Origin of the sequence: Novosphingobium terrae (assembly GCF_017163935.1) — a bacterium.
Taxonomy (GTDB): Bacteria; Pseudomonadota; Alphaproteobacteria; order Sphingomonadales; family Sphingomonadaceae; genus Novosphingobium; species Novosphingobium terrae.
On record NZ_JABVZR010000001.1, the window covers coordinates 216,797 to 242,582 of the forward strand.

Here is a 25,786-nt window from a genome sequence, read left to right on the forward strand (position 1 = left end):
GGCAGGCGGTTTGTTGCGGTGCAACCATGCGTGGAGCCACCGACTGCCTGTTAAGGTCTATACCCTGATAATGTCACGACTTTAACGGGATGATGGAGCGCACCATACCGGACTTCCCCCCACAGGAGTTTTCAACATGCGTGTTTTTGTCACAGGCGCCAGCGGCTGGGTCGGCGCGAGCGTGGTGCGCGATCTGCGTGCCCATGGCCATGAGGTGCTGGGCCTTGCCCGCTCCGATCAGGGCGAAACGATTGCCCGTGAGGCTGGAGCGCAGGTTCTGCGCGGCACTCTGGATGATCTGGAACTGCTGCAACAGGCCGCGCGCGACAGCGACGGTGTGATCCACACCGCCTTCAACCACGATTTCACCCGCTTTGCCGAGAATGCCGCTCAGGACAGGCGCGCCATCGAGGCCATCGGCGCGGCGCTGGAAGGATCGGAGCGCATGCTGCTGGTCACCAGCGGTCTGGCAGGGATGGTCGCGCCGGGGCAACTGGCGGATGAGGATGATCGGCCCAGCGGCGATTTCCCCCGCTATTCGGAAAGCGCGGCGCAGGCGCTGGCGGCGCGCGGGGTGCGGGCCGGCACGGTGCGGCTGGCGCCTTCGGTGCATGGGCTGGGCGATCATGGCTTTGTGCCCATTCTCATCGGCATCGCGCGCTCCACCGGCATCTCGGCCTATGTGGGCGAGGGGGCCAATCGCTGGGCGGGCGTGCATCGGCTGGATGCGGCGCCGGTCTATCGGCTGGCGCTGGAAAAGGGTCTGCCGCTGCCGGTCTATCATGCCACCGCCGATGAGGGCGTGCCCTTCAAGGCGATTGCCGAGGTGATCGGGCGCCAGCTGGGCCTGCCGGTGGAATCGCGTGAGCCGGAGCATTTCGGCTGGTTCGCCCGTTTCGCCGGGGCGGAGATCGGCGCCACGTCAGTGCGCACCCGCGAGGCGCTGGGTTGGGCTCCAACCCAGCCGGGTCTGTTGAGCGATCTCGACCAGCCGGGTTATTACGCGGCGTGAAGAGATGGGGGCAGGCGATGGCCTGCCCCCACTTTATTTGGCTGAAACCGCCATATTGTCGATCAGCCGCGCCTTGCCGATCCGCGCCGCCACCAGCAGGCGGGCCGGGCGCTGGCCCAGTTCGGCCAGCGGCGTCAGGTTCTCGGCATCGCGCAGTTCGGCGTAATCGACCGAGGTGAAACCGCCTTCCAGCACCTCGGCCTCAAGCGCGGCCAGCGTTTCGGCCACATCGGCCTTCTTCTCGATGGCGGCGATGGCCTTGCGCATCGCCGTGGGCAGGCTGACGGCCTGAGCGCGCTCCTCCGCCGAAAGATAGGCGTTGCGTGAGGACAGGGCGAGGCCATCCTTCTCGCGCACGGTCGGCACGCCGATGATGTTGTCGACCGAAGGGTGGGTAAGGTCCAGATCGCGGGCCATGCGCCGGATCACGGCCAGCTGCTGCCAGTCCTTCTCGCCGAAGAGGGCGACATCGGGCTGCACCTGATTGAACAGCTTGTTCACCACCGTGGACACGCCATCGAAATGACCGGGGCGCGATCCCCCGCACAGCCCTTCGGACACGCCCGCAACCGAAATGTTGGTGGCATAGCCTTCCGGATAGACTTCCTCGGGCGTGGGCGCCCACAGGATCGCCACGCCTTCATCGGCCAGCAGGGCGGCGTCGGCCTCCAGCTGGCGGGGATAGGCGTCCAGATCCTCTCCCGCGCCGAACTGGCGAGGGTTAACGAAGATCGAGACCACCACCTGAGCGCCCAGCGCCCTGGCCTCGCGCACCAGCGTCAGATGGCCCTGATGCAGCGCGCCCATCGTGGGAACCAGCGCGATCCGGCCGTGGGCGCGCATGCCGGCCACCGCCGTGCGCAGCGCCGCTTTATGGTGAATGATCCGCACTCTATCCTGTCCTTGCCTTATGCGTGCCCGACCTTGCCCACAGTTTTATGGGGGAATCTTGGCCTTTTCCCTAGCGCCTTGGCGCCGCAACGGGCAATATGGCGTGGATCATCCGCCACAACAACAGGTCAGCTATGGCTTCCCCTCATCGCATCGTCTTTGCCAATGAAAAGGGTGGCACCGGCAAGTCCACCACGGCAGTCCATGTGTCGGTGGCGCTGGCCTATCTGGGGGTGCGCGTCGGCTGCATCGATCTCGATCCGCGCCAGCGCACGCTGCATCGCTATCTGGAAAACCGTGCCGAGACGATGCGCCGCAAGGGCTTCAATCTGCCCACCGCCAAGTTCGAGGTGTTCAAGGGCACCACGGTGGAAGAGCTGGACGCGCTGGCCGAGCAGGTGTCGCAGGATGTCGATTATCTGATCTTCGACACGCCGGGACGTGACGATGAATTCGCCCGTCATATCGCCACCACGGCGGACACGCTGATCACCCCGCTGAACGACAGCTTCGTCGATTTCGACCTGATCGGCCAGGTGGACCCGGAGACCTTCAAGGTCCGCCGCCTGTCCTTCTATGCCGAGCTGATCTGGGAAACCCGCAAGAAGCGCGCTCAGGCCACCATCGCTCAGAACAAGCGCGAGATGGACTGGGTGGTGGTGCGCAACCGTACCGGCCATATTGAGGCGCGCAACATGCGCCGCATCAATGAGGCTCTGCAGGAGCTTTCGAAGCGCGTCGGCTTCCGCATCGCCTCGGGCCTGTCGGAGCGCGTGATCTATCGTGAGCTGTTCCCGGCTGGCCTCACCCTGCTCGACAAGGACTATCTGGGCGATCTGGGCACCAGCCATCTGGTCGCCCGGCAGGAGCTGCGCGGGCTGATCGCCGGTCTGGCTCTGCCCGCGCCGCCGCGTCGTCAGGCGCCGGAGCAGGCGGCTGCCGCCCCTGTGGCCCAGCCTCAGCAGGCCGCCCAGCCTGTTCCCCAGCCCGCTTATGCACCCGCGCCGGTGCAGCATGCACCTCAAGCGCAGCCATCTCAGGGTCATGACCCCTATAATTCTGCCCCCCAACAGCCGTCCTCTGATGCGCAGGGACCGGTAACGGGTGGAGCGGCGCGCTGGTCCTATACGGCCTGAGTCAGAGCATAAAGCGTGCTTTAGGAATCACGCATTATGCTCTGGGTTGTTGTTGTCGCATCGTTTTTGCAAAAAGCCGGTTCCCACTTTTTTGCACGATGCTCTGAAGGCAAGCAGGCGGAGCCAGACGGATGATGAAGCTGATATCACTGGCCTTTGTGCTGGTGCTGCTGTGTAAATTCGTGCTGGGCCGCTATCCTTGGGAAATCTGGCGGATCGTGCCGATCGACAAGGTCGGGCGGGACAGCCGGGAAAAGCGTGAGCAGCGCGCGCTGCGTCAGGCCCGCAACCTGCTGGGCATCCATGCCTATGCCACCCGCAGCGAGATCATCGAGGCCCATAAGCGCCTGCTCACCAAGGTCCACCCCGACCGCGGCGGGAATGAGGCGCTGGTGCATGAGGCCAATGCCGCCCGCGACACCTTGCTGGAAGCGCTGGTGCTGCGTGACAGGCGTTTTGGGTGAGCGAGGGTTTGAGAGCGGGTGCGGGTAAGGGCCTCGATCCATCGATCCTGCGTGAGTATGACATTCGCGGCGTGGTGGGCGCCACGCTGAATGAAGGCGATGCCCGGGCCATCGGCTTGGGTTTTGCGGCCTTGCTGCGGGACAAGGCCGGGCCGGAAAGCCCCTGTATCGTGGTGGGCCGCGATGGCCGCCTGTCCTCCCCAATGCTGGAGGCTGCGCTGGTCGAGGGGCTGGTGGCGGGCGGTGTCGATGTGGTCCGCATCGGCCTGTCCTCCACGCCGATGCTTTATTACGCCGAGGCGGCGTTGCGGCTGGGCGAACTCACTTCAACCCGGCCAGTGCAGGGCGGCATTCAGGTAACTGGCAGCCACAATCCCAAAGATCACAATGGCTTCAAGATAGTCCTTGGGGGCCTTCCGTTCTTCGGCGAAGATCTGCAGCGGTTGAATGGCGTCATCGCTGGCCTGCCCGAAGCGCCAGAGGGCGTGGTGATGAGCCCCGGCCTCATCGAAGAGATCGACATCCTCCCCGCCTATATCGACCGGCTGCTGAGCGACATCACCGGACTGGATCAGGCTGAACTGGCCCGCCTGCGCATCGGCTGGGACGCGGGCAACGGCGCCGCCGGCCCCGCCATCGAAGCGTTGACCGCCTGCCTGCCGGGCGAGCATCACCTGCTCTTCACACACGTTGACGGCCATTTCCCCCACCATCACCCCGATCCCACCGTGGAAACCAATCTGGCCGATTTGCGCCACCTTGTCCTGTCGAAGCGGCTCGATTTCGGAGTGGCCTTCGATGGCGATGCCGACCGCGTCGGGCTGATCGACGGGCAGGGCAGGGTGGTCTGGGGCGACCGCATTCTGGCCATTCTGGCGCAGGATCTGCTCAAGCGCTTGCCGGGAGCGGATATTCTGGCCGACGTCAAATCCTCGCAGGCGCTGTTCGATCATGTCGCGGCCTGCGGCGGGCGTCCTTCGCTGTGGAAGACCGGCCACAGCCATATCAAATCCAGAATGAAGGCAACCGCCGCCCCGCTGGCGGGCGAAATGACCGGCCATATCTTCTTCGCCGAGGACTGGTACGGCTTCGATGATGGGTTGCTGGCCGCGCTGCGCCTGATGGCGGCCAGTCTGCGTCTGGGGCAGTCGATCGCCGATCTGGCCTCGGCCCTGCCGCACACCGCCGCGACGCCTGAATTGCGGATCGCCGTCGCGGGGGATGCGCGCCCGCTCGATCTGGTGGCGGCGGTGCGGCAGGCGGTGGAAGTCGAGGGGCTGGATATGAACCCCATCGACGGCATCCGCGTTACCTCTGCAGACGGCTGGTGGCTGCTGCGCGCCTCGAACACCGAGGCCAAGCTGTCGGCCCGGGCAGAAGGACGCGACGAGATGGCATTGAAACGGGTACTGGCCGATCTGGAGGCGAGGCTGGCATCTGTCGGCGTGTCGCTGGGGTGAGCCTGCCGACGGATCTGCCCGAAGCGCTGGTGGCATGGTTTGCCGGGCGTGGGTGGCAGGTGCGGCGCCATCAGCTTGAGATGTTGGCGGCGGCGCGCAGCGGGTCTCATGCATTGCTGATGGCCGACACGGGATCGGGCAAGACTTTGGCCGGTTTCCTGCCCACGCTGGCCGATGCCGTTGAAGGCCGGATCGGGGAGGGGCTACACACCATCTATGTGTCCCCGCTGAAGGCTTTGGCGCAGGATGTGCGGCGCGGGCTGATGATGCCGGTCGCGGATCTGGGGCTGGACCTGCGGATCGAAACCCGCAGCGGGGATACATCTTCAGAGCGCAAGGCGAAGCAGCGCAGCAATCCGCCCCATGTGCTGCTGACCACCCCGGAATCGCTGGCGCTGCTGATCTCCTATCCCGAAAGCGCTGCGCTGTTCTCCACCGTGAAGCGGGTCGTGGTCGATGAGATCCACGCCTTCGCCCAGGGCAAGCGCGGCGATCTCTTGGCGCTGACTCTGGCGCGGATACAGTCTCTGGCGCCGGAGATGCGGCGTGTGGGGCTTTCCGCAACGCTGGCTGATCCTGAGGCCTATCGCGGCTGGCTGGCCCCCGGCGGCCTTCGCGAGGATGTGACGCTGGTGCTGGGCGATCCCGGCGCCCCGGCGCAGGTCGAGGTGATGCTCCCCGATGGTGCCCGCATCCCCTGGAGCGGCCATGCCGCCGCCTGGGCTGTGCCGCAGATCATGGCGGCGATCCGCGCTCATCGCACCACGCTGATCTTCACCAACACGCGCTTTCTGGCCGAATACATCTTCCAGCTGCTCTGGGATGTGAATGAGGAAAACCTGCCCATCGGCATCCACCACGGCTCGCTGGGGCGAGAGGCCCGCGCCAAGGTGGAGGAGGCCATGGCGCAGGGGCGTCTGCGCGGGCTGGTCTGTACCGCCAGCCTCGATCTGGGGGTGGATTGGGGCGATGTCGATCTGGTGATCCAGATGGGTGCGCCCAAGGGTTCTTCGCGGCTGTTGCAAAGGGTGGGCCGCGCCAACCACCGGCTGGATGAGCCGAGCCGCGCCCTGCTCGTGCCGGGCAATCGTTTCGAATTTCTCGAAGCCATGGCCGCGCGCGATGCGGTGGCGGCAGGTGAGCGGGATGGTGAACCGTTCCGCGCCGGGGCTCTGGATGTGCTGGCGCAGCATGTGATGAACATCGCCTGCGCCGGACCTTTCGAGGCCGCCGCCCTGCTGACCGAAATCCATCAGGCCGAACCCTATGGCTGGGTGGGCGAGGCCGAGTGGGAGCGGGTACTCCATTTCATCGGCCATGGCGGCTATGCGCTGACCGCCTATGACCGCTTCCGCCGCATCGTGCCCGAGGGGCGGCCCGGCTGGTTTCGCCTGTCTCACCCCGATATGGCCGGGCGGCACCGGCTGAACGCCGGGATCATCGTCGACGCCGAGATGATCGAGGTGCGTTTCCGCAACGGCAAGGCGCTGGGCCGGGTGGAGGAGGAGTTTGCCGCCCAGCTTGGCCCCGGCAGCACCTTCCGGTTCGCCGGCCTTGATCTTGAGGTGGAGGGGCTGGCCGATGGCGCTCTGGTGGTGCGTGCTTCGCGCAAGGCCGGGGCGATCCCCAGCTATATGGGCGCGCGCATCCCGATCAGCAGCCATCTGGCCGAGCGGGTGCAAGCGCTGCTGCATGAGCCCGCCCGTTGGCGCGAGTTTCCCGATGATGTCCGCCAATGGCTGGAGGTGCAGCAGCGCAAATCACGCCTGCCCGAGCCCGCCAGCCTGCTGGTGGAAAGCTTCCCCCATCGCGGGCGCTTCTACAGCGTGTTCTACACGTTTGACGGCTGGCCCGCGAACCAGTCGATCGGCATGCTGCTGACCCGCCGCATGACCACACAGGGGCTCTCCCCGCTGGGCTTTGTCGCGAATGATTATGCGCTGGCGGTGTGGGGGCTGAAACCCATCACCGATCCGGCAGCGCTGCTCTCGCCGGAAATCCTCACCGATGAGTTTGTGGCATGGGTGCAGGATTCCTATCTGCTGCGCCGCGCCTTTCGCGAGGTGGCGGTGATCGCCGGGCTGATCGAGCGCCAGATCCCCGGGACCCGCAAGAGCGGACGGCAGGTCAGCTTCTCGACCGATCTCATCTATGATGTGCTGCGCCGCTATGAGCCCGACCATCTGCTGCTCGATGCCGCCTGGGCCGATGCCCGCGCGCGGATGACCGATGTGGCCCGCGTCGCCGATACGCTGGTGCGGGCGCAGCAGGGGCTGGTGCATAAGGTGCTGGAACAGGTCTCGCCGCTGGCGGTGCCGGTGCTCTGTATGATCGGGCGGGAGAGCTTGCCCGCCGGGGCCGCCGACGATGCCCTGCTGCTGGAGGCCGAGGAACTGGCCGCTGTGGCCATGACCTGAAAGCAGGGGGTAAAGGCCTCCCCTTTTCACCCAAAGAAAAAGGGGCGGATTTCTCCGCCCCTCAATCCGTTCATCAAGTGCCTTAAGGCTTACTGAGCCTTGGGGGCACCCGGTGCCTTGCCGAACGCAGCATAATGCTCGTTACCGACAAAGCCGAACTTGGTGACACCCGAAGCCTTGATGATGTTCAGCGTGTGTGCTGCCAGGTCGTAACCGGCCTGGGCATCGGGCTGGTACTGCAGCTCGGGCTCAGGGTTCATCTGGGTCGAGGTCTGCAGGTTGGCCGCCAGAACGCTTTCATCGATCTGGGTGCCGTTCCACACGATGTGATCATCGGCGGTCAGCACGACCTTGTTCTTCACAGGGTCGACCGGGGGCTTCACCGCGTTGGGCGGCGGAGGTCCGGGCAGATCGATGTTCACCGCATGGGTGGCCACCGGGATGGTAATGATGAACATGATAAGCAGCACGAGCATGACGTCGATCAACGGCGTCGTGTTCATTTCGCTCATCGGTTCGCCTTCGGCGCTTCCGGCTGACATAGCCATAAGCTTTAACTCCTGATGAGGACGCCGAAGCGTCAGCCGTTGGGGTCGACCGGGGTCGAGATGAAGCCGACGGTCGGGTAACCCGAGATCTGCACGTTGTAGATCGCACCGGCAACGCAGCGCCAGGGCGCATTGACGTCGGCACGGATGTGAACCTGCGGGATCTTGTCGGGCTCGTTCTTCAGGGCTTCGGGACCGCCTTCGCGCTTGATGATGGCATCGAGACGCTTGAAGGCCTGGTCACGCAGCTCGGCGTCGTCCACCGGCATGATGTTGTTGAAATAGATGCGGCACTCGCCACCGCGAGAAGAACCTTCATAGCCCGGATCGCCCGCGCTACGACCAGCGCTGTCGGTGGTGGCCACCGAGAGCAGCAGGTTCTCGACCTTGTCCTTCGATTCCGAAGAAACCATGATCGGGATGTGAAGATTCTTGATCGTCTGGATCGCGACCGGAACCGCGATCAGGAAGATGATCAGCAGCACCAGCATGACGTCCACCAACGGTGTGGTGTTGATTTCGGACATCGGCTTGTCTTCGCCGCCGCCGCCTACTGACATTGCCATAAGATTTTATCCTATCTTTGCATGCCCCCGAAGGGGAGGGGGGAGGAGCGGGAGGCCGCATGCTGCCAGCCGCCCCCGCCCGCCCGGACCGGAACCGGGATCAGATTATCCAGGCTCCGGCAGGCATACAGCCTTAGGCCTTGGGAGCGACGGGCTTGGCAGCGGCAGGAGCCGGAGCAGCCTTGGGGGCAGCAGCAGCGGCAGCAGCCGGCTTGATGGTGCCCTTCGAGTTGATGTAGGCCAGAATGTCGTTCGAGAAGCCCGACAGCAGCTCGGCGATGCGCTTGTTGCGGCTCATCAGGAAGTTGTAGGCCAGCACGGCGGGAACGGCCACGAGCAGACCGATGGCGGTCATGATCAGAGCTTCACCGACGGGACCGGCAACCTTGTCGATCGAGGCCGAACCGGCGATGCCGATGGCGATCAGGGCGCGGTAGATGCCGACCACGGTACCGAACAGACCCACGAAAGGCGAGGTCGAACCCACGGTGGCGAGGAAGGGCAGGCCGCGAGCCAGATAGGCGTTGATGCCGGCTTCGGTGCGGGCCAGCGAACCGTGCAGCCAGTCATGGGCTTCCAGGGCGTCAACCAGCTTCGAGTGCTGCTCTTCAGCGGTCAGACCGGCTTCGACCAGATCGCGCACGGCGCTGTTCTTTTCCAGCTTGGCAACGCCGTCCTTCAGGGTGGGGGCCTTCCAGAAAGCGCCCAGACCGTTGATCTGACGGAAAATCTTGGCCTGATCGTTCCACTTGGTGAACAGGATGAAGAACGAACCGAACGAGAAAATGGCCAGAATGGTCACGATGGTCCACGACAGGGCGCCGCCCTGCTGCATGGCTTCCATGAAGCCGAACTTGTTCTGGGGGGCGGTGTCGCCAGCGGCCAGGATCTGAGTAAGCATGCGAGTAGTCCTCTCAAGCGAGAAATTGATTAGTGCAGACGGACAGGGCCAGGGAAAGGCTCCTGCCTTGTTGGGAAGAAGAAATCAGTCCTTGGGGACGACCCACTTCACGCGGCTGGCATAGCTGCCGTTCATGGGATGGCCGTCGGGATCTGCTGCCGGCTTGAAACGCGCACGGCGCGTCACATACTGGCAGGTCGCCTTGTCGAGCTGGTCATTGCCGCTCGAGCTGGTGACCTCGCAACCCGAGACCTTGCCGCTCGTGTCGATGGTGACACGGAAGCCGGTCACACCCTGAGCGCCCTCGCGCAGCGGACCCGAGGGATAATCCTCAGGCGTCACCCACGAACCGGGATCACCCTTGGGCTGAGCCTGCGTCGCCGGACCCTTGGGGGCAGGCGGTGCGGGCGGAGCCGGCGGTGCAGCGGTGATCACCGGCGGCGCAGGCGGAGCCGGCGGCGGCGGGGTCACCACGGTCTGGATCGGAGGCGGCGTCACGTTCACGTTCACAGGCGGCGGCGGCGCCACGATGGGCGGCGGCGGCGTATCCTGCTTCGGAGGCGGCGGCGGCGGCTCCGGTTTCTTCTCTTCCTTGACGTCCACAGTGGTCACTTTCTTCACCACGGCCTTGATACCTTCGTAGGCAAGACCGGAGATCAGAGCATAGCCGATTGCGACGTGAATCAAGGCAACGATGACAAGCGCGGTAATACGATTACCGCTCATCTGTTGATCAGCGTAGGCCATTCAGACGCATCACTCCATCACAACCCCGGGAATATCCCGGCGCAGCCATGAACACACGCAGGGCTGAATGTCCCTGTGTGAACCCATGGCAAAAAACTGTTTTTCCACCCTGCCGGAAGTTTCCGGAAATGCTATGCCGGCCTTGCGACAAGGCAGACACGACATATATCGGGCCTTATTATCGGTTGGCCCCTGATTACCGGTGCTTTAACCGGCCCTGTCGGCTCGTGCAACGCCTTAATCGGCTGGGGCATGGGCTTAAGAGAAAATTCATATAGGATCGGCTCTTGCTGGCCGCTTGCCCACTGGGCTAGGCTGGGGGCAAGGCGCTAATTTCCTGATATAGCAGGAGTTGTTTTGCATGAGCATATCGCGGTGGACCGGGCTGACCGCCTTAACGGTTGTTTTGGCGCTGATTCAACCGCATGGGGCAAATGCCGTAGCCGTGCCGCCTCCTGCACCGCCCGCCCTGCACTACGCCGATCTGGTGGATCTGGCCGATTCGGCCCCTCTGGTGCTGCGTGCCGAGATTCGCGATGCGGTTCTTTTGAAGCCGGAGCGGGCCCCCGATGTGCGCCAAGGATGGGGCCGCATCTATGTGGAGGCCACCGCCACCCAGGCCCTGCGCGGCATGGTTCCCCCCGGCATGGTCATACGTTATTTGGCGGATGTGCCGCTGGGCCCCAAGGGCAAGCTGCCGCCCTACAAGAAGCTCTCGGTGCTGCTCTTCGCTCGGGGCAAGGCCGGCTCGGATGAGCTGCAGCTGGTCGCGCCCGATGCCCAGCTGGTCTGGGGTCAGGACCTTGACACACGCGTGCGCTCGCTGCTGGGCGAGCTGGGCGCCAGCGACGCCCCGCCGCGCATCACCGGCGTGACCCAGGCGCTTTATGAGCCCGGCAATCTGGTGGGTGAGGGGGAAACGCAGCTCTTCCTCTCCACCGCCAACAGCCAGCCCGCCACGATCACCGTGCTGCACAAGCCCGGCCAGCCCACCAACTGGAGCGTCTCTTTCTCCGAGGTGGTCGATGCCCGCGGTCGCCCGCCCGCGCCCGATACGCTGCCCTGGTTCCGTCTGGCCTGCGGTCTGCCGCGCGCTCTGCCGGGCGGGGTGAATGTGTCGGACAACAATGATGATCGCGTGCAGGCGGCTCTGGATTACGAGAGCGTGCTGCATGATCTGGGGCCCTGTGAGCGGGCTCGGGCGCATTAAGAGGATTAACAATCAGGGTAAATGCGAGGGTGTTACACCCTCGCGCTCCCTTTAGTGTCTGCGTGGCGCTTCGGGTTCGGCAATGGGGCAACATTGCTGCGTCGCAGGCTTGAAAACCCGGCGCAGCTCTAATCCTATAGGAACCTGCCTGCGGCGCTCATGGGTTGTGCTTGTGGAGAGGCTGGGCACATTGGTCGGGTGTTGCTGCCTGTCCGTCGGGAGGCGGAATGGGAGCGCGAGGGGCGGGAGCATTTCTCCTGAGAAATGTGACCAGCAAAGACGCTCCTCTCGCAACTTAACTTCTTTTCTACCCCCTTCTCAAGAAACAACAGCATTGCGAACCCGGCCTCACACGATTAGGGCCAGCCCCTTAAACCAAAGGGGATTCCATGTCCGACCTGCCTGATGTTGCCGTTGCTTCCACTCGTCGTCTGCCGCTGCGCATTGCGCTGGCCGGTCTTGGCACGGTGGGCGCGGGCGTCATTCGTCTGGTGGAGACCAATGCCGATCTGATTGCGCGGCGGGCGGGCAGGCCGGTGATTATCACCGCCATCAGCGCGCGGGATCGCGGCAAGGATCGCGGTGTCGATCTTTCGGGCTTTGCCTGGGAAGACGATATGACCGCCATGGCCGCCCGCGAGGATGTCGATGTGGTGGTCGAGCTGGTGGGCGGTTCGGATGGCCCGGCGCTGACCCTGGCGCGCAATGCGATCCAGCATGGCAAGGCGCTGGTCACCGCCAACAAGGCGATGATCGCGCATCACGGCATGGAGCTGGCCCGCACCGCCGAGGCCAAGGGCGTGGCCCTGCGTTTCGAGGCGGCGGTGGCGGGCGGCATCCCGGTCATCAAGGGCCTGCGTGAGGGCGCGGCGGCCAACAAGGTCGAGCGGATCTATGGCATCCTCAACGGCACCTGCAATTACATCCTCTCGACCATGGAGGACACGGGCCGCAGCTTCGCCGATGTGCTGAGCGAGGCTCAGGCCAAGGGCTATGCCGAGGCCGATCCGACCTTCGACATCGAGGGCACGGATGCGGCGCACAAGCTCTCGATCCTCTCGGCGATCGCTTTCGGGTCGCAGATCGATTTCGCCTCGGTGGACACCAGCGGGATCAGCCGTATCTCGGCGGCGGATATCGCCGAGGCCGAGGCGCTGGGTTACATCATCCGCCTGATCGGCATGGCCGAGAGCGACACCGGACCCGATGGCAAGGCGCGGCTGTTCCAGCGCGTGCAGCCCCATCTGGTGCCGCGTGACAATCTGCTGGCCCATGTCGATGGCGCCACCAACGCCGTGGTGGTCGAGGGCAATTTCTCGGGCCGCCTGCTGTTCCAGGGGGCTGGCGCGGGGGATGGCCCGACCGCCAGCGCGGTGGTGGCTGACATCATCGATATCGCGCGCGGCATGGACACCGGCTTTGAGGCCGACATGAGCTTCTCGATCTCGGTGGCCGAGCTTGAGGCGATGGCCCCTGCGCCTTCAGGCCACCGCGTGGGCCGCAGCTATATCCGCTTCATCGTCGCCGACCGCCCCGGCGTGCTGGCCGAGATCGCCGCCGCCATGCGCGATGCGGGCGTCTCCATCGAGAGCCTGATCCAGAAGGGTCATGCTGGCGAAGATGGCGTGCTGGTCGCCATGGTCACCCATGAGGGGCCGGAAGCGGCGGTGAGCAAGGCGCTGGCCCTGCTCGATGGTTCGACCAGCCTGACCCAGCCGCCCCTGGTGCTGCATATTCTGAACGACTGATCGGCGCCGATCGGCCCGTCAAAGGGGCGGCTGAGGGATGTCCTCAGTCGCCCTTTTTCGTCTCCGGTTTCGCCATGCGGCATTGGCTCGACAAGTGGGGCTTTGGTGGCTAAGCGGAGCGCCGCATAGGTATTCAAAGCAGTTTTGGGCGCGGTTTCTGCCCATTCTGTCAAGAAAATGGCCCTACAAGGGCATCAATCGCAAAGGATTCTGCAAGACATGACCTCGACTCCGGCCAGCAAGGTTCTCGACCGCGTTCTTGTGCTCGAAATGGTGCGGGTGACCGAGGCGGCGGCGATCTCCGCCGCCAAGCTGATCGGCCGGGGTGATGAAAAGGCCGCCGATGCCGCCGCCGTGGAGGCGATGCGCGCCGCGCTCAACGAACTCTATATGGACGGCACCGTGGTGATCGGTGAGGGCGAGCGCGACGAGGCGCCGATGCTCTTCATCGGCGAGAAGGTCGGCGCGGCTCAGGGTGAGGGCCCCAAGATCGACATCGCGCTCGATCCGCTGGAGGGCACCACCATCACCGCCAAGGCCGGCCCCAACGCTCTGGCCGTGCTGGCCTGCGCCGAGGAGGGCAATCTGCTCAACGCGCCGGACGTCTATATGGACAAGCTGGCGGTCGGCCCCAACTACCCCAAGGGCATCATCAGCCTCGACAAGACCCCCACCGAGAATGTGCAGGCGGTGGCCGCGGCCAAGGGCGTGAAGCCTGAAGAGATCATCGTCTGCGTGCTGGACCGTCCGCGCCATGCCGCGCTGATCGAGGAGCTGCGCGCCCTGGGCTGCGGCATCCAGCTGATCCCCGATGGCGATGTGGCCGGCGTGATCGCCACCACCGATGAGGACACCGGCATCGACATCTATATGGGCAGCGGCGGCGCGCCTGAAGGCGTGCTGGCGGCGGCGGCTTTGCGCTGCGTCGGCGGGCAGTTCAACGGCCGCCTGCTGTTCCGCAACGATGACGAGCGCGCCCGTGCCCGCAAATGGGGCATCGAGGACCTCAACAAGATCTATCAGCTGGAAGAGCTGGCCAAGGGCGACTGCATCTTCGCCGCCACCGGCGTCACCGATGGCTCGCTGCTGTCGGGCGTGAAGCACCGTCGCGGCGGGATCATGACCACCGAGAGCGTGGTGATGCGCGCCAGCAGCGGCACCGTGCGCTGGGTGAAGGGCGAGCATCGCAAGCACGACTGAGCATGCGGGCAGGGCGCGCCCGGCGTGTCCTGTCTGCCACCCCTGTGGTGGAAGTGGCCCGGATCGGCGCTTTTGCTCAAGCCGGATGTTGCATTCGTATGACCTTCGGCTAAGGGGGCGCCGAAAGCATCCCCCACGCGGGTTCCTGGGGTAGGGACCCGCGCGAGTTCTGGACACAAAGGGTTCCGCGCGATGAAGATCATGACCGGCAACAGCAACCTGCCTCTGGCCCGCGCCATTGCCGCCTATCTCGAAATCCCGTTGACCAACGCCAGCGTGCGCCGTTTCGCCGACGAAGAGGTCTTCGTCGAGATCAACGAGAATGTGCGCGGCGAGGATGTCTTCGTCGTCCAGTCGACCAGCTATCCCACCAATGACAATCTGATGGAGCTGCTGATCTGCATCGATGCGCTGCGCCGCGCCTCGGCCAAGCGGATCACCGCCGTGATGCCCTACTTCGGCTATGCCCGTCAGGACCGTAAGCCCGGGCCGCGCACGCCGATCTCGGCCAAGCTGGTGGCGAACCTGATCACCACAGCGGGCGCTGACCGCGTGCTGGCCGTCGATCTGCACGCCGGGCAGATCCAGGGCTTCTTCGATATCCCCACCGACAATCTCTATGCCGCCCCCACCATGGCCGCCGACATTCAGGCCCGCTATGGCGATGGCGAGCTGATGGTCGTCTCGCCCGACGTGGGCGGCGTGGTGCGCGCCCGCGCTCTCGCCAAGCGCCTCAACAACGCGCCGCTGGCCATCGTCGACAAGCGCCGTGACAAGCCCGGCCAGTCGGAAGTGATGAACATCATCGGCGATGTGAAGGGCCGCACCTGCATCATGATCGATGACATCATCGATTCGGGCGGCACGCTGTGCAACGCGGCTCAGGCGCTGATGGACGCGGGCGCCGCCAGCGTGACGGCCTACATCAGCCATGGCGTGCTGACCGGCGCCGCCGTCAGCCGCGTCAACAATTCCGCGCTGAAGGAGCTGGTGATCACCGACTCCATTCTCGCCACCGAAGCCACGCGCGAGACCGACCGCATCCGCGTGCTGACCATTGCCCCATTGATCGGCGAGGCGATGCGCCGTATCGCTGACGAAAGTTCGGTCTCCAGCCTGTTTGACTAAGGAAAACAATCATGAATGGTTCAACGCAGCGTCTGGTTGAGTTGAACCATGTGATTGAGGAAGGCATGGTCACCTACAAGGGCGTGCCCGGCCCGGTGATCTGCGATTTTCTGGCGCGTGAGGCCTCGCTGGGTCTGTATGAGGGTGACACCACCTTCCAGATCGGGCGGATCGATATGACGGCCAACACCGGCACCTATCTCGATACGCCGTTCCACCGCTGGGCCGATGGCGCCGATCTGTGCGGCGTGGGGTTGGAGCAGGTGACCAATCTGCCCGGGCTGGTGGTGCGCCACGAAGGCCCCGCCATCGGGCCCGAGGCTTTCGCCGGTCTGGATGTGAAGGGCAAGGCCGTGCTGGTCCACACCGGGTGGGACAAGCACTGGCGCAGTGAGGCCTATCTCACCGGCCATCCCTACCTCACCGGCGAGGCGGCCACGTTCCTGCGCGATTCCGGCGTGGCGCTGGTGGGCGTGGATTCCCATAACATCGATGACACCGCAGGGAAGGCACGGCCCGTCCATAGCATCTTGCTGCGTGCGGGGATTCCCATCGTCGAGCATCTGACCGGGCTTGACGCTCTGCCCGATGAAGGCTTTGTCTTCAACGCGCCGCCGCCCCGGGTGAAGGGCATGGGGACCTTCCCCGTGCGTGCCCATGCGGTGATCGGCTGATTTTCACGAGCAGGATGCTTTCTGATGCCCCCCATTCTTCGACTCGATGACGATATTGCCCTTGCCCAGCGTCTGGCCGAGGCGGCAGGCGAGGCGATCCGCCCTCATTTCCGCAGCGGCGTTGCCACCGAGCGCAAGGCCGATGCCAGCCCGGTAACCCTGGCCGACCGCGCCGCCGAGGAGGCCATGCGCCGCATCCTCAAGGCCGAGCGCCCGCAGGACACGGTGATCGGCGAGGAGTTCGGCACGGATGAGGGCACTTCGGGCCGCAGCTGGGTGCTGGACCCCATCGATGGCACCAGCGGCTTTCTGGCGGGCCGTGCGATCTTCGGCACGCTGATCGCGCTGGTGGTCGAAGGCTGGCCGGTGATGGGCGTGATCGATCAGCCGATCGCCGGTGAACGCTGGGTCGGCGCCTCGGGCAAGCCGACCTTGTTCAATGGCCAGCCGGTGAAGACGCGTTCGTGCCGCAGTCTGGCCGATGCGACCATTGCCACCACGGGCCCGCATTATTTCAGCCAGCATGATGGCGACCATTTCATGCAGCTGGCCAGCAAGACCGATTATCGCCGCATGGTGATGGGCGGCGACTGCTACAATTACGCCATGCTGGCGAGCGGCCATCTCGATATCGTCTGCGAGGCGAACCTCAACCTGCATGACTGGGCCGCTCTGGTCCCGGTGGTGGAAGGCGCGGGCGGCCTGATGTGCGACTGGAACGGCGATCCGCTCCATGTCGGATCGAGCGGCCATGTGCTGGCGCTGGGCGATCCGGCGCGGCAGGACGATGTGGTGGAAGCGCTGATGGGCGGCCATCACCACTGATCGGGCCGGTCAGATCGCCGGCGGCGGGCCATAGCGGTTCGCCCCGGACTGCGAGGGGCGGGTGAGCAGAAAAATCAGTCCGCCCAGCGCTGCCAGATAGGCCAGATTGCTGCCGAACATCGTCAGGAATTGAGTGCCGTCGGGGAAGGCTGCACCGAAGTGCTGGAACGTCGGCGCCATCAGGCGGAAAGCGTTGATCAGCAGCAGCACGGGCACCAGCCCGAGCAGGCCGGAGCGGCCGCTGTCATGCAGGCGCCGCGCCACGGCGGCGGCCAGCAGCAGGATCGTCACGATGGCTTGCGCCGCGATCAGGCCCATAAAACCGCTCAAGTCGATGGCCATGTCGGGCGGCAGCGGGCCGTGGAAGGTGATTTGCGTGCCGCCCGTGCCGGTGACGACATCGGCCTGATCGGGATGGGCCAGCGCGTAGGTCTGGAGTTTGGCCATCACCGGCATCATCATCGCCATGGCGGTCACCATGCCAATGGCTGTGGTGCCGAGAAAGACCGTGAGCGCGAAGGGCCAGAACTGTTCGACCGTGTCGCGCCCCGAGGGGCTCAGCAGTCGACGGAAGCCACGCAGAATAAAAGACAATGCCATGCTGTTTCCCCTGACCGCATGTGGTTGGGATGGGGGCTGACTCTTGTCAAGCAGGGGCGGGCGGGGGAGGATGGCCTATGGAGTCCCGGCTGTTTTTCTATGGCACGCTGATGGCGGAGCTTGGCCATCCTCTGGCGCGGGAATGGCATGCCGCTTTGTCGGCGGGTGAGAAGGGATGGGTTGAGGGGCGCCTCTGGGCCCTTCCCGATCCGCAGGGTTGGTATCCCGCGCTTGTGCCGGGAGAGGGCAGGGTGATGGGCACGGTGCATTGCCCCTTGGCTGCTTTCGATGCCGCGATGCTGGCGGCGATGGACCGCTATGAGGGAGAGGCCTATCGGCGCTTGCCGGTGACGGTCCGGGTGGCATCAGGCGAGATAGCGGCGCAGGCCTATGTCTGGCAGGAGGCGCTGCCCGAAGGCGCGGTGGCGCTGGAGGATGGGGATTTTGCCGCTTTCCTCGCGCGGAGCGGTGAGCAAGCCTATCGCGGCGCGTAGTGCAGGTGGAGGCTGGGATCGGAGTAAAGAAGGTGAATGCGAGGGCCATCGCCCTCGCGCTCCCTTTAATGTCTGCGTGGGCGCTTCGGGTTCGGCCTTACGCTCAGTTTGCCGCGCCGCAGGCTTTCAAGGATGGATAAGGCGCTGGGGCTTCCTGCCTGCGGCGCCTTTATGTTGTGCTGGTGGAGAGTTTGGGCACGGTGATGCGGTGCCACGATCTTCTCGTCGGGAGACGTTATGGGAGCGCGAGGGGGTAACCCCCTCGCATCTTCCCTTTCAAGCCTTGCCGGTGTCAAAGGTCTGGCACCCCGACACCGGCATGCAGGCTTCAGCTTTCCTGAGCAGGTTCGCTGTTGAGCTGGATGTAGTTCTGGATGCCCATGTTGGCGATCATGTCCAGCTGGGTTTCCAGCGTGTCGACATGCTCTTCCTCGCTTTCGAGGATCTTCTGGAACAGGTCGCGGCTGATGAAGTCGCGCACGCTTTCCGAATACTCGATCGCTTCCTTGAGCAGGGGAATCGCGTCCATCTCAAGCGCCAGATCGGCCTTGATGATTTCCTCGGTGTTCTCGCCCACGCGCAGGCGGCCCAGATGCTGGAAGTTGGGGAGACCGTCGAGGAAGAGGATACGGTCGGCCAGCTGGTCGGCGTGCTTCATCTCGTCGATCGATTCGTGGCGCTCGAACTGGGCCAGCTTGTGGATGCCCCAGTGATCGAACAGGCGATAATGCAGCCAATACTGATTGATCGCGGTCAGCTCGTTGTAGAGCGCCTTGTTCAGATATTCGATGACCTTTTCGTCACCCTTCATGGTGTGTCTCCAACAGGAATGCGGTGCGGTGGGTTGACCGGGGCTATGAACCCATTGACCGTGAAGGGCAAGCAGCAGGCACGACAAAACAGGGCGGAGTGATCCACCCTGCTTGATATTATATGCGATATTGAGGCGGAGAGACCCGTCCCTCAGACCGCGATGGACGCCCTTTCATTGGCCACGATCACATCGGCATCGTGAAGGCACTGGCAGCAGCGGGGGGTGTGGCCCATCGCCTCATAGAGCGTTTCGGCGTCACCACCCTGGCAACGCGCGGCGCAGCGCAGATCTTTTTCACGAATGGCATTGCAGATGCAGATATACATGGCATGGCCCGCAAAACAGGTGTTGGCTCTTCTCTAATGCGAGGCGTTCGCATTGGCAATGGTTTTTGCATGTGATTCGCAGAAACTGCGGTGAGTTGAGGATCTATTTGAAAATCCGGCGAAAGAGCCGGATTTTGGCGGTTCCAGCCCTCTCCCCCGGCCCGGCCACCCATAGGATACCACCGTTAGGATGGCCGGGCCGGGGGAGAGGGCTGGAACCGCAGTGGCGTGCGGGATGCTGAAAATGCAGCAAACCGACTCCTTTGCTTGCCAATCCCCCTGTTTGCCCGTAAGGGCCCGCGCTTCAACCGGCTCGGATGAGTCTCTTTACGGAGATTCGTCGGCCCGCCTGGCCATCAAGGGCTGCCACGGCGAGCTGACCGAGCTGCGAACCCAAGGAGTCCAAAATGCCCAAGCTCAAGACCAAGAGCGGCGTTAAGAAGCGCTTCAAGCTCACCGCCACCGGCAAGGTGAAGCATGGCGTCGCTGGCAAGCGTCACCGCCTCATGAGCCACAACGCCAAGTACATCCGCCAGAACCGCGGCACCGAAGTGATCTCCGACGCCGATGCGAAGGTGATCAAGAAGTGGGCGCCCTACGGGCTGAACTGAGGAGTACTGAAGTATGGCACGTGTCAAGAGGGGTGTTACCACCCGCGCCAAGCATAAGAATATTCTGGAGCAGGCCAAGGGTTACCGCGGCCGCCGCAAGAATACGATCCGCGTCGCTCGTCAGGCCGTCGAAAAGGCTGGCCAGTACGCTTACCGTGACCGCAAGGTCAAGAAGCGCACCTTCCGCGCCCTGTGGATCACGCGTATCAACGCGGCTGTCCGCGCTGAAGGCCTGACCTATTCGCAGTTCATCCATGGCGTGAAGCTGGCCGGCATCGAGCTGGACCGCAAGGCCATGGCCGATCTGGCGATGAACGAAGGTGGCGTGTTCACCGCCGTTATCGCTCAGGCGAAGGCTGCTCTCCCCGCCGCGTAAGTGGTTGGGAACGGCGGGATTGCTTCGGCAATCTTTGCCCGGCACAAGATCAAGGCGTCGATCCATCCGGATCGGCGCCTTTTCTTGTTATTGAATTTGTTGCAAATTGTTGAAAATCCTGACACGGCATACGTCATAAGAAAAACCAGGAGTTTTTCGGATGTCGCGCCGTTGCCACGTACAAGTTCGGTTTTTCCGCCCCCCGGCTGAACTGAGTCGCTATTTCACCACCTTCTATCTGGCCGAAATTGACGTGCCCGAGGGTGAGCGGGCGATCGACTATTTACATCCAGAATGGGCCAATCTGCGCTTCCATTCGGGTGAACGCCTTTCGGCTGAAAACTATCAGGGCCAGACGATCGATAAGGTCGATTTCGCCGCCACCGGTCCCAGCGGGCGTGCCCTGCGCTTCGAGGTGGGCACATGCCGCATCTGGGGCATCGGGCTGATGCCATCGGGCTGGGCCAAATTCGTCGCCGCCCCGGCCGATACGCTGGCCGATGCCGTGGTGGACGGGCAGGTGCATGAGGCTTTCGCCGGTTTCCGCCCGCTGGCCGATACGCTCTTCGGGCCCGAGCCTGACATCGAGGGTGAGCTGGCCCGCATCTCCGCGCATTTTCTGGCGCGGGCCGGGGCGCCGCTGGCCGATGAGGAACGGATCACGGCGATCCACACCGCGCTGGTCGATCCCGATATCTCCACCGTCTCGCAGCTGGCCGAAACGGTCGGTGCCAGCGATCGCACGGTGGAGCGGGTCTGCGCGAAGGCCTTCGGCTTCTCGCCCAAGCTGCTGCTGCGGCGGCAGCGGTTTATCCGCAGCCTTTCGCAGTACATGCTCGATCCCTCGCTCAAGTGGATCGGCGCGCTCGATGGGCATTACCATGATCAGGCGCAATTCGTGCGCGAGTTCCGCCAGTTCATGGGCATGACCCCGCGCCAATACGGTAAGCTGGAGCATCCGATCCTCGACGCTATCGTCAATGAGCGGGCACGGCTGGCGGGCGCGGCGATGCAGGCGCTCGATACGCCCGATGGTCAACGCGGGGGCAGTCGCTAACCGGGAAGGCCTAATGGATTGCACTGCTTCGCCGGGCACCGTAAGGAGCCCGGCTGAAACAGGGGCCTTTTCGCCCCGCAGACATACCGGACAGGCTGATGATCGATTTGGATGCTCTTGGAAACGAAGCGCTGGGCAAGATTGCCGCGGCGGAGACCCTCGACGCTGTTGAGGCGCTGCGGGTCGAGTTTCTGGGCAAGCAGGGCTCGATCTCGGGCCTGATGAAGACGCTGGGCGCGATGAGCCCCGAAGAGCGCCAGACGCAGGGCGTGGCCATTCAGGCGCTGCGCACCAGCGTCACCGATGCGCTGGCCGAGGGCAAGGCCAAGCTGGAAGCTGCCGCGCTGGAGCGCAAGCTGGCCGCCGAGACCATCGACCTCAGCCTGCCCGCGCCCGAAGCGCCGCTGGGCAGCGTCCACCCCGTCAGCCAGGTGATGGACGAGCTGGCCGAGATCTTCGCCGATCTGGGCTTTGCCGTCGCCAGCGGGCCGGAGATCGAGGACGACTGGCACAATTTCACCGCGCTCAACATGCCGGAGAGCCATCCGGCGCGCGCGATGCATGACACCTTCTATCTGCCTGACCGCACGGCAGAAGGTCGCGAGATGGTGCTGCGCACCCACACCAGCCCGGTGCAGATCCGCGCCATGCTGGCGGCGGGCGGCAACCAGCCCTTGCGCATCATCGCGCCGGGCCGCGTCTATCGCAGCGATTCCGACGCCACCCACACGCCGATGTTCCATCAGATCGAAGGTCTGGTGATCGGCAAGGACATCCATCTGGGCCATCTGAAGTGGACGCTGGAAACGCTGCTGAAGGCCTTCTTCGAGCGCGAGGACATCGTGCTGCGCCTGCGCCCCAGCTACTTCCCCTTCACCGAGCCTTCGGTCGAGGTCGACACCGGCTACAGCTGGCAGGATGGCCGCCGCGTGGTCGGCGGCAGCGGCGATGCGCCGGGCCATTCGTGGATGGAGCTGCTGGGCAGCGGCATGGTCAACGCCCATGTGCTGCGCGCGGGCGGCTATGATCCGGCGGAATGGCAGGGCTTTGCCTTTGGCGTGGGCGTCGATCGCCTCGCCATGCTGAAGTACGGGATGAACGATTTGCGGGCCTTCTTCGATGGCGATGCGCGCTGGTTGAGCCACTACGGCTTCTCCGCGCTGGACGTGCCCACCCTGTCGGGTGGCGTCGGTGTGAACGCATAAGAAGGGCTGCGACCAATGAAATTCTCTCTCTCGTGGCTCAAGGCCCATCTCGACACCGATGCCAGCGTCCAGCAGATCTCCGATGGCCTGAACGCCGTCGGTCTTGAGGTCGAAGGCATTGAGGATCCGGCGCAGAAGCTGAAAGGCTTCCGCGTGGCCAAGATCCTCACCGCCGCCCAGCACCCCAATGCCGACAAGCTGCAGGTGCTGACCGTGGACACCGGTGAGGGCGATCCTCTGCAGGTCGTTTGCGGCGCCCCCAATGCGCGCGCCGGTCTGGTCGGCGTGCTGGGTCTGCCCGGCGCGGTCGTGCCTGCCAATGGCATGGTGCTGAAGGTGGCCGCCGTGCGCGGCACCGAATCGAACGGCATGATGTGCTCGCTACGCGAGCTGGAGCTGGGCGAGGGCCATGACGGCATCATCGAACTGCCCGAGGACGCGCCCGTTGGCACCGCTTTCGCCGACTATCACGGCGCCGATCCGGTGTTCGACATCGCCATCACCCCCAACCGCCCGGATTGCATGGGCGTCTATGGCATTGCGCGCGATCTGGCGGCGGTTGGCCTCGGCACGTTGAAGCCCATCGCTGCACCCGGCATCGCGGGCAGCTTCCCCTGCCCGGTGGAGATCCTCATCGAGGAAGCCGTGGCTTGCCCGGCCTATCATGGCCGCGTGATCCGGGGCGTGAAGAACGGCCCAAGCCCGGACTGGCTGCAGGAGCGCCTCAAGAGCGCGGGCCAGCGCCCGATTTCGGCGCTGGTCGATCTCACCAACTATCTGATGTTCACCTATGGCCGTCCGGCGCATGTCTATGATCTGGGCAAGCTGACCGGCCCGATGCGCGCGCGCGCCGCCAAGGATGGCGAGACCTGTCTGGCCCTCAACGGCAAGGACTACACGCTCGACGCCGGGATGACGGTGATCGCTGATGACGCTGGTGTGCATGACATCGCCGGCATTATGGGCGGCGAGCATTCGGGCTGCGCGGATGACACCACCGATGTCCTGCTGGAAATCGCCTATTTCAACCCCGAGCGCATCGCAGCCACGGGCCGCAAGCTGAACCTTACTTCCGACGCGCGCAGCCGTTTCGAACGTGGCGTCGATCCGGCCTTCCTCGACACCGGCCTCGATCTCCTGACGGGTCTGGTGCTGGAGATTTGCGGTGGTGAGGCTTCGGAAGTGGTTCGCGCTGGTGAAGCGCCTGCCACGCCCAAGGTTGTCGCCTATGATCCCAAGCTGGCCGAGACGCTGGGTGGCGTGGCCATCCCCGGCGATGAGCAGAAGCGCATTCTGGCCGCTCTGGGCTTTGTGGCTGCCGATGACTGGTCGGTCACCGTGCCCGGCTGGCGCCCCGATGTGGATGGCGCGCCCGATATCGTCGAGGAAGTGGTCCGCATCCACGGCATCGACAAGGTGGAGAGCGTGCCTCTGCCCCGCGCCGATGGCGTTGCCCGCCCCACGGCGACCCCGGCCCAGAAGCTGGAGCGCCGCGTGCGCCGCGCTGCCGCCGCGCGCGGTCTGAACGAGGCCGTCACCTGGTCCTTCCTGCCCGTGCCCGAGGCCGAGCATTTCGCTGCTGGCGATCTGTGGGTGCTCTCCAACCCGATCAGCGAAGACCTCAAGGCCATGCGCCCCTCGCTGCTGCCGGGGCTGCTCTCTGCCGCGCGCCGCAATCTGGCGCGTGGGGCCACCGGCCTGCGCCTGTTCGAGATCGGCCGGCGTTATCTGCGCGGGCAAGATGGCCGCAGCGATGAAAAGCTGACTCTGGCCGTGGTGCTGGTGGGTGAAAAGACCCCGCGCGGCTGGGCCAGCGGCAAGCCGCAGAGCTTCGACGCCTTCGACGCCAAGGCCGAAGCCGTGGCGCTGCTGGCTCAGGCCGGGGCTCCGGTCGAGAGCCTGCAGCTGATGGGCGAGGCCGGGCCGCAGTTCCATCCCGGCCAGTCGGCCACCTTGCGCCTTGGGCCCAAGAATGTGCTGGCGCGCTTCGGCGTGCTGCATCCCGCCACGCTGAAGGCCTTCGACATCGACGCGCCGGTCGCGGTGGCCGAGATTTATCTCGATGCCATCCCCGCCAAGAAGGGCGCCGCCGGTTTCGCGCGCGTCAACTATGCGCCGCCCGCGCTTCAGGCGGTGAAGCGCGATTTCGCCTTCCTCGTGCCGGTGGGCCGTGCGGCGGGCGATGTGCTGCGCGCGGTGCGCGGGGCCGACAAGGCGACCATCGTGGCCGCCCGCGTCTTCGATGACTTCCGTGGGCAGGGCGTGCCCGAGGGCCATAAGAGTCTGGCCATCGAAATCACCCTCCAGCCCGGCGAGAAGAGCTTCACCGATGCCGATCTGAAGGCCATCGCCGACAAGGTGGTGGTCGCTGCCGCCAAGCAGGACGCCGTGCTGCGCGCCTGAAACTTTTGTTATCATGACCTTGCCCTTTGCGGTGCCAACCTCCAGTTTGGCGCTGCAAAGGGGACGGTTTATGAATGACCTGATTTCGATCACCTCGGGCGCGCTGACAGCCCGGATCAACCCGCTCGGCGCGGAACTGTGGTCGCTCGATGGTGCCGATGGCGCCCGTTACATGACCGATGCCGATCCCGCCTTCTGGACCGGCCACGCCCCGCTGCTGTTCCCCATCGTCGGCAGTCTGGTGGATGACAGCTACCGGCTGGGCGATCAAACCTATCATCTCCCCCGCCACGGCTTTGCCCGCCGCCAGACCTTCGAGGTTCTGGCGGTCGAGGATGATTTCGTCGTCTTCGGCCTGAGCGACAGCGAGGACAGCCGCAAGATCTATCCCTTCGCCTTCAAGCTGGCGATGGCCTTCCGCCTCAGCGGCCAGACGCTGCATATGGCCGCCACCATCACCAATGCGGGCGATCACGATATGCCCTTCAGCTTCGGCTATCACCCGGCCTTCGCCTGGCCGCTGCCGGGCGGTGCAGCCAAGGAGGCGCATAGGATTGTCTTTGCCAAGGACGAACCCGAGGACCTGCGCCGCGTGGACAAGGCCACCGGCCAGCTGCTGCCTGAAAAAGAGGCAACCCCTGTGAAAGGCCGCGATCTGGCGCTTTCTCCTGATCTTTTCGAGCAGGATGCGGCGATCTGGGATCACATCCACAGCCATGCGCTCTCCTATGGCGCGGATGGCGGCACATGGCTGGATGTCAGCTTTCCCGATACGCCTGCGCTTGGCCTGTGGCAGGTGCCGGGCGCGCATTACCTCTGCATCGAGCCATGGCAGGGCCATGCCGATCCTCAGGGCTTCGCGGGCGATTTCACGGATAAGCCCGGCGTGGTCACCATCGAGCCCGGCCAGTCGCGCAGCTATCGCATGGAGGTGACGGTCCGCCCGGCATGAGCGAAGGCGCCTGTCTCTCGG

General features: G+C 64.6%; 25 protein-coding genes and 1 pseudogene. 18 read left to right on the forward strand and 8 right to left on the reverse strand.

What is annotated here, in order from left to right; translation table 11 throughout:
• Positions 1–136 precede the first annotated feature (136 nt).
• Entirely contained in the window at positions 137–1,012 is an 876-nt protein-coding gene (locus tag HGK27_RS01005) for an SDR family oxidoreductase (protein WP_206238006.1), read from the forward strand.
• A 33-nt stretch (positions 1,013–1,045) separates the two neighbouring features.
• Here HGK27_RS01005 and panC read toward each other — a convergent pair whose 3' ends face one another.
• Entirely contained in the window at positions 1,046–1,903 is an 858-nt protein-coding gene (gene panC / locus HGK27_RS01010) for a pantoate--beta-alanine ligase (protein WP_206238008.1), read from the reverse strand.
• A gap of 134 nt (positions 1,904–2,037) precedes the next feature.
• On the opposite strand from panC, the pseudogene HGK27_RS01015 reads away from it, so the two are divergent.
• The 4 genes and pseudogenes from HGK27_RS01015 to HGK27_RS01030 all read left to right on the forward strand — a co-directional run.
• Positions 2,038–2,844: pseudogene (locus HGK27_RS01015) on the forward strand (division plane positioning ATPase MipZ); the annotation flags it as partial.
• A 326-nt stretch (positions 2,845–3,170) separates the two neighbouring features.
• Positions 3,171–3,503 (forward strand): J domain-containing protein, encoded by a 333-nt coding sequence (locus HGK27_RS01020; protein ID WP_206238012.1) that lies wholly within the window; start codon positions 3,171–3,173, stop codon positions 3,501–3,503.
• On the forward strand, positions 3,500–4,963 hold the full coding sequence (pgmG, locus tag HGK27_RS01025) for a phosphoglucomutase/phosphomannomutase PgmG (RefSeq protein ID WP_241126765.1): 1,464 nt from the start codon (positions 3,500–3,502) through the stop codon (positions 4,961–4,963). The genes HGK27_RS01020 and pgmG overlap by 4 nt, the downstream gene beginning before the upstream one ends.
• A gap of 2 nt (positions 4,964–4,965) precedes the next feature.
• Positions 4,966–7,380, forward strand: a complete 2,415-nt coding sequence (locus tag HGK27_RS01030) for a ligase-associated DNA damage response DEXH box helicase (protein WP_206242666.1) — start codon at positions 4,966–4,968, stop codon at positions 7,378–7,380.
• Positions 7,381–7,469: 89 nt separating this feature from the next.
• Here HGK27_RS01030 and HGK27_RS01035 read toward each other — a convergent pair whose 3' ends face one another.
• The 4 genes from HGK27_RS01035 to HGK27_RS01050 form a co-directional block, all read right to left on the reverse strand.
• Positions 7,470–7,928 (reverse strand): ExbD/TolR family protein, encoded by a 459-nt coding sequence (locus HGK27_RS01035; protein ID WP_206238013.1) that lies wholly within the window; start codon positions 7,926–7,928, stop codon positions 7,470–7,472.
• 32 nt (positions 7,929–7,960) lie between these two features.
• A complete protein-coding gene (locus tag HGK27_RS01040; protein WP_241126767.1) occupies positions 7,961–8,455 on the reverse strand; it encodes an ExbD/TolR family protein in 495 nt (164 codons plus the stop codon).
• 172 nt (positions 8,456–8,627) lie between these two features.
• Positions 8,628–9,395, reverse strand: a complete 768-nt coding sequence (locus HGK27_RS01045; RefSeq protein WP_206238016.1) for a MotA/TolQ/ExbB proton channel family protein — start codon at positions 9,393–9,395, stop codon at positions 8,628–8,630.
• Positions 9,396–9,479: 84 nt separating this feature from the next.
• Positions 9,480–10,121 (reverse strand): energy transducer TonB, encoded by a 642-nt coding sequence (locus HGK27_RS01050; protein WP_322099004.1) that lies wholly within the window; start codon positions 10,119–10,121, stop codon positions 9,480–9,482.
• A gap of 382 nt (positions 10,122–10,503) precedes the next feature.
• Here HGK27_RS01050 and HGK27_RS01055 point away from each other — a divergent pair, with 382 nt between their 5' ends.
• The 6 genes from HGK27_RS01055 to HGK27_RS01080 all read left to right on the forward strand — a co-directional run bounded on the left by HGK27_RS01055 (position 10,504) and on the right by HGK27_RS01080 (position 16,927).
• Positions 10,504–11,352, forward strand: coding sequence for a hypothetical protein (locus HGK27_RS01055; RefSeq protein ID WP_206238020.1), 849 nt, complete (start codon positions 10,504–10,506; stop codon positions 11,350–11,352).
• Between the two features lie 389 nt (positions 11,353–11,741).
• Positions 11,742–13,100 carry a homoserine dehydrogenase gene (locus HGK27_RS01060; protein WP_206238022.1) on the forward strand — a complete coding sequence of 453 codons (1,359 nt, stop codon included), beginning with the start codon at positions 11,742–11,744 and terminating at the stop codon, positions 13,098–13,100.
• 219 nt (positions 13,101–13,319) lie between these two features.
• Positions 13,320–14,300 carry a class II fructose-bisphosphatase gene (gene glpX / locus HGK27_RS01065; protein ID WP_206238024.1) on the forward strand — a complete coding sequence of 327 codons (981 nt, stop codon included), beginning with the start codon at positions 13,320–13,322 and terminating at the stop codon, positions 14,298–14,300.
• 192 nt (positions 14,301–14,492) lie between these two features.
• Positions 14,493–15,428: a ribose-phosphate pyrophosphokinase gene (locus HGK27_RS01070; RefSeq protein WP_206238026.1), complete on the forward strand. Its 936-nt coding sequence runs from the start codon at positions 14,493–14,495 to the stop codon at positions 15,426–15,428.
• Between the two features lie 11 nt (positions 15,429–15,439).
• Entirely contained in the window at positions 15,440–16,102 is a 663-nt protein-coding gene (locus HGK27_RS01075) for a cyclase family protein (protein WP_206238028.1), read from the forward strand.
• A gap of 24 nt (positions 16,103–16,126) precedes the next feature.
• A complete protein-coding gene (locus HGK27_RS01080; RefSeq protein WP_206238029.1) occupies positions 16,127–16,927 on the forward strand; it encodes an inositol monophosphatase family protein in 801 nt (266 codons plus the stop codon).
• Between the two features lie 9 nt (positions 16,928–16,936).
• Here the strand turns inward: HGK27_RS01080 and HGK27_RS01085 are convergent, their stop codons facing one another.
• Positions 16,937–17,527 (reverse strand): DUF805 domain-containing protein, encoded by a 591-nt coding sequence (locus HGK27_RS01085; RefSeq protein WP_206238031.1) that lies wholly within the window; start codon positions 17,525–17,527, stop codon positions 16,937–16,939.
• A 77-nt stretch (positions 17,528–17,604) separates the two neighbouring features.
• Between HGK27_RS01085 and HGK27_RS01090 the strand changes: the two genes are divergently transcribed.
• Positions 17,605–18,021: a gamma-glutamylcyclotransferase family protein gene (locus tag HGK27_RS01090; RefSeq protein WP_206238033.1), complete on the forward strand. Its 417-nt coding sequence runs from the start codon at positions 17,605–17,607 to the stop codon at positions 18,019–18,021.
• A 328-nt stretch (positions 18,022–18,349) separates the two neighbouring features.
• Here the strand turns inward: HGK27_RS01090 and bfr are convergent, their stop codons facing one another.
• Together bfr and HGK27_RS01100 are read right to left on the reverse strand one after the other, a co-directional pair.
• Complete coding sequence (bfr, locus tag HGK27_RS01095; protein WP_068094391.1) at positions 18,350–18,832, reverse strand: bacterioferritin; 483 nt, start codon at positions 18,830–18,832, stop codon at positions 18,350–18,352.
• Positions 18,833–18,984: 152 nt separating this feature from the next.
• Entirely contained in the window at positions 18,985–19,161 is a 177-nt protein-coding gene (locus HGK27_RS01100; protein ID WP_206238035.1) for a (2Fe-2S)-binding protein, read from the reverse strand.
• Between the two features lie 407 nt (positions 19,162–19,568).
• Here HGK27_RS01100 and rpmI point away from each other — a divergent pair, with 407 nt between their 5' ends.
• The 6 genes from rpmI to HGK27_RS01130 all read left to right on the forward strand — a co-directional run bounded on the left by rpmI (position 19,569) and on the right by HGK27_RS01130 (position 25,765).
• The gene (rpmI, locus tag HGK27_RS01105) at positions 19,569–19,772 is read left to right on the forward strand and encodes a 50S ribosomal protein L35 (RefSeq protein ID WP_068094383.1); all 204 of its coding nucleotides are present in this window, start codon (positions 19,569–19,571) and stop codon (positions 19,770–19,772) included.
• Positions 19,773–19,785: 13 nt separating this feature from the next.
• A complete protein-coding gene (gene rplT, locus HGK27_RS01110; protein ID WP_068094379.1) occupies positions 19,786–20,148 on the forward strand; it encodes a 50S ribosomal protein L20 in 363 nt (120 codons plus the stop codon).
• Between the two features lie 160 nt (positions 20,149–20,308).
• Entirely contained in the window at positions 20,309–21,205 is an 897-nt protein-coding gene (locus HGK27_RS01115) for a helix-turn-helix domain-containing protein (protein WP_206238037.1), read from the forward strand.
• A 98-nt stretch (positions 21,206–21,303) separates the two neighbouring features.
• The gene (gene pheS, locus HGK27_RS01120; protein ID WP_206238039.1) at positions 21,304–22,410 is read left to right on the forward strand and encodes a phenylalanine--tRNA ligase subunit alpha; all 1,107 of its coding nucleotides are present in this window, start codon (positions 21,304–21,306) and stop codon (positions 22,408–22,410) included.
• Between the two features lie 15 nt (positions 22,411–22,425).
• A complete protein-coding gene (gene pheT, locus HGK27_RS01125) occupies positions 22,426–24,813 on the forward strand; it encodes a phenylalanine--tRNA ligase subunit beta (protein WP_206238040.1) in 2,388 nt (795 codons plus the stop codon).
• A gap of 70 nt (positions 24,814–24,883) precedes the next feature.
• A complete protein-coding gene (locus HGK27_RS01130; protein ID WP_206238042.1) occupies positions 24,884–25,765 on the forward strand; it encodes an aldose 1-epimerase family protein in 882 nt (293 codons plus the stop codon).
• Positions 25,766–25,786: the final 21 nt, after the last annotated feature.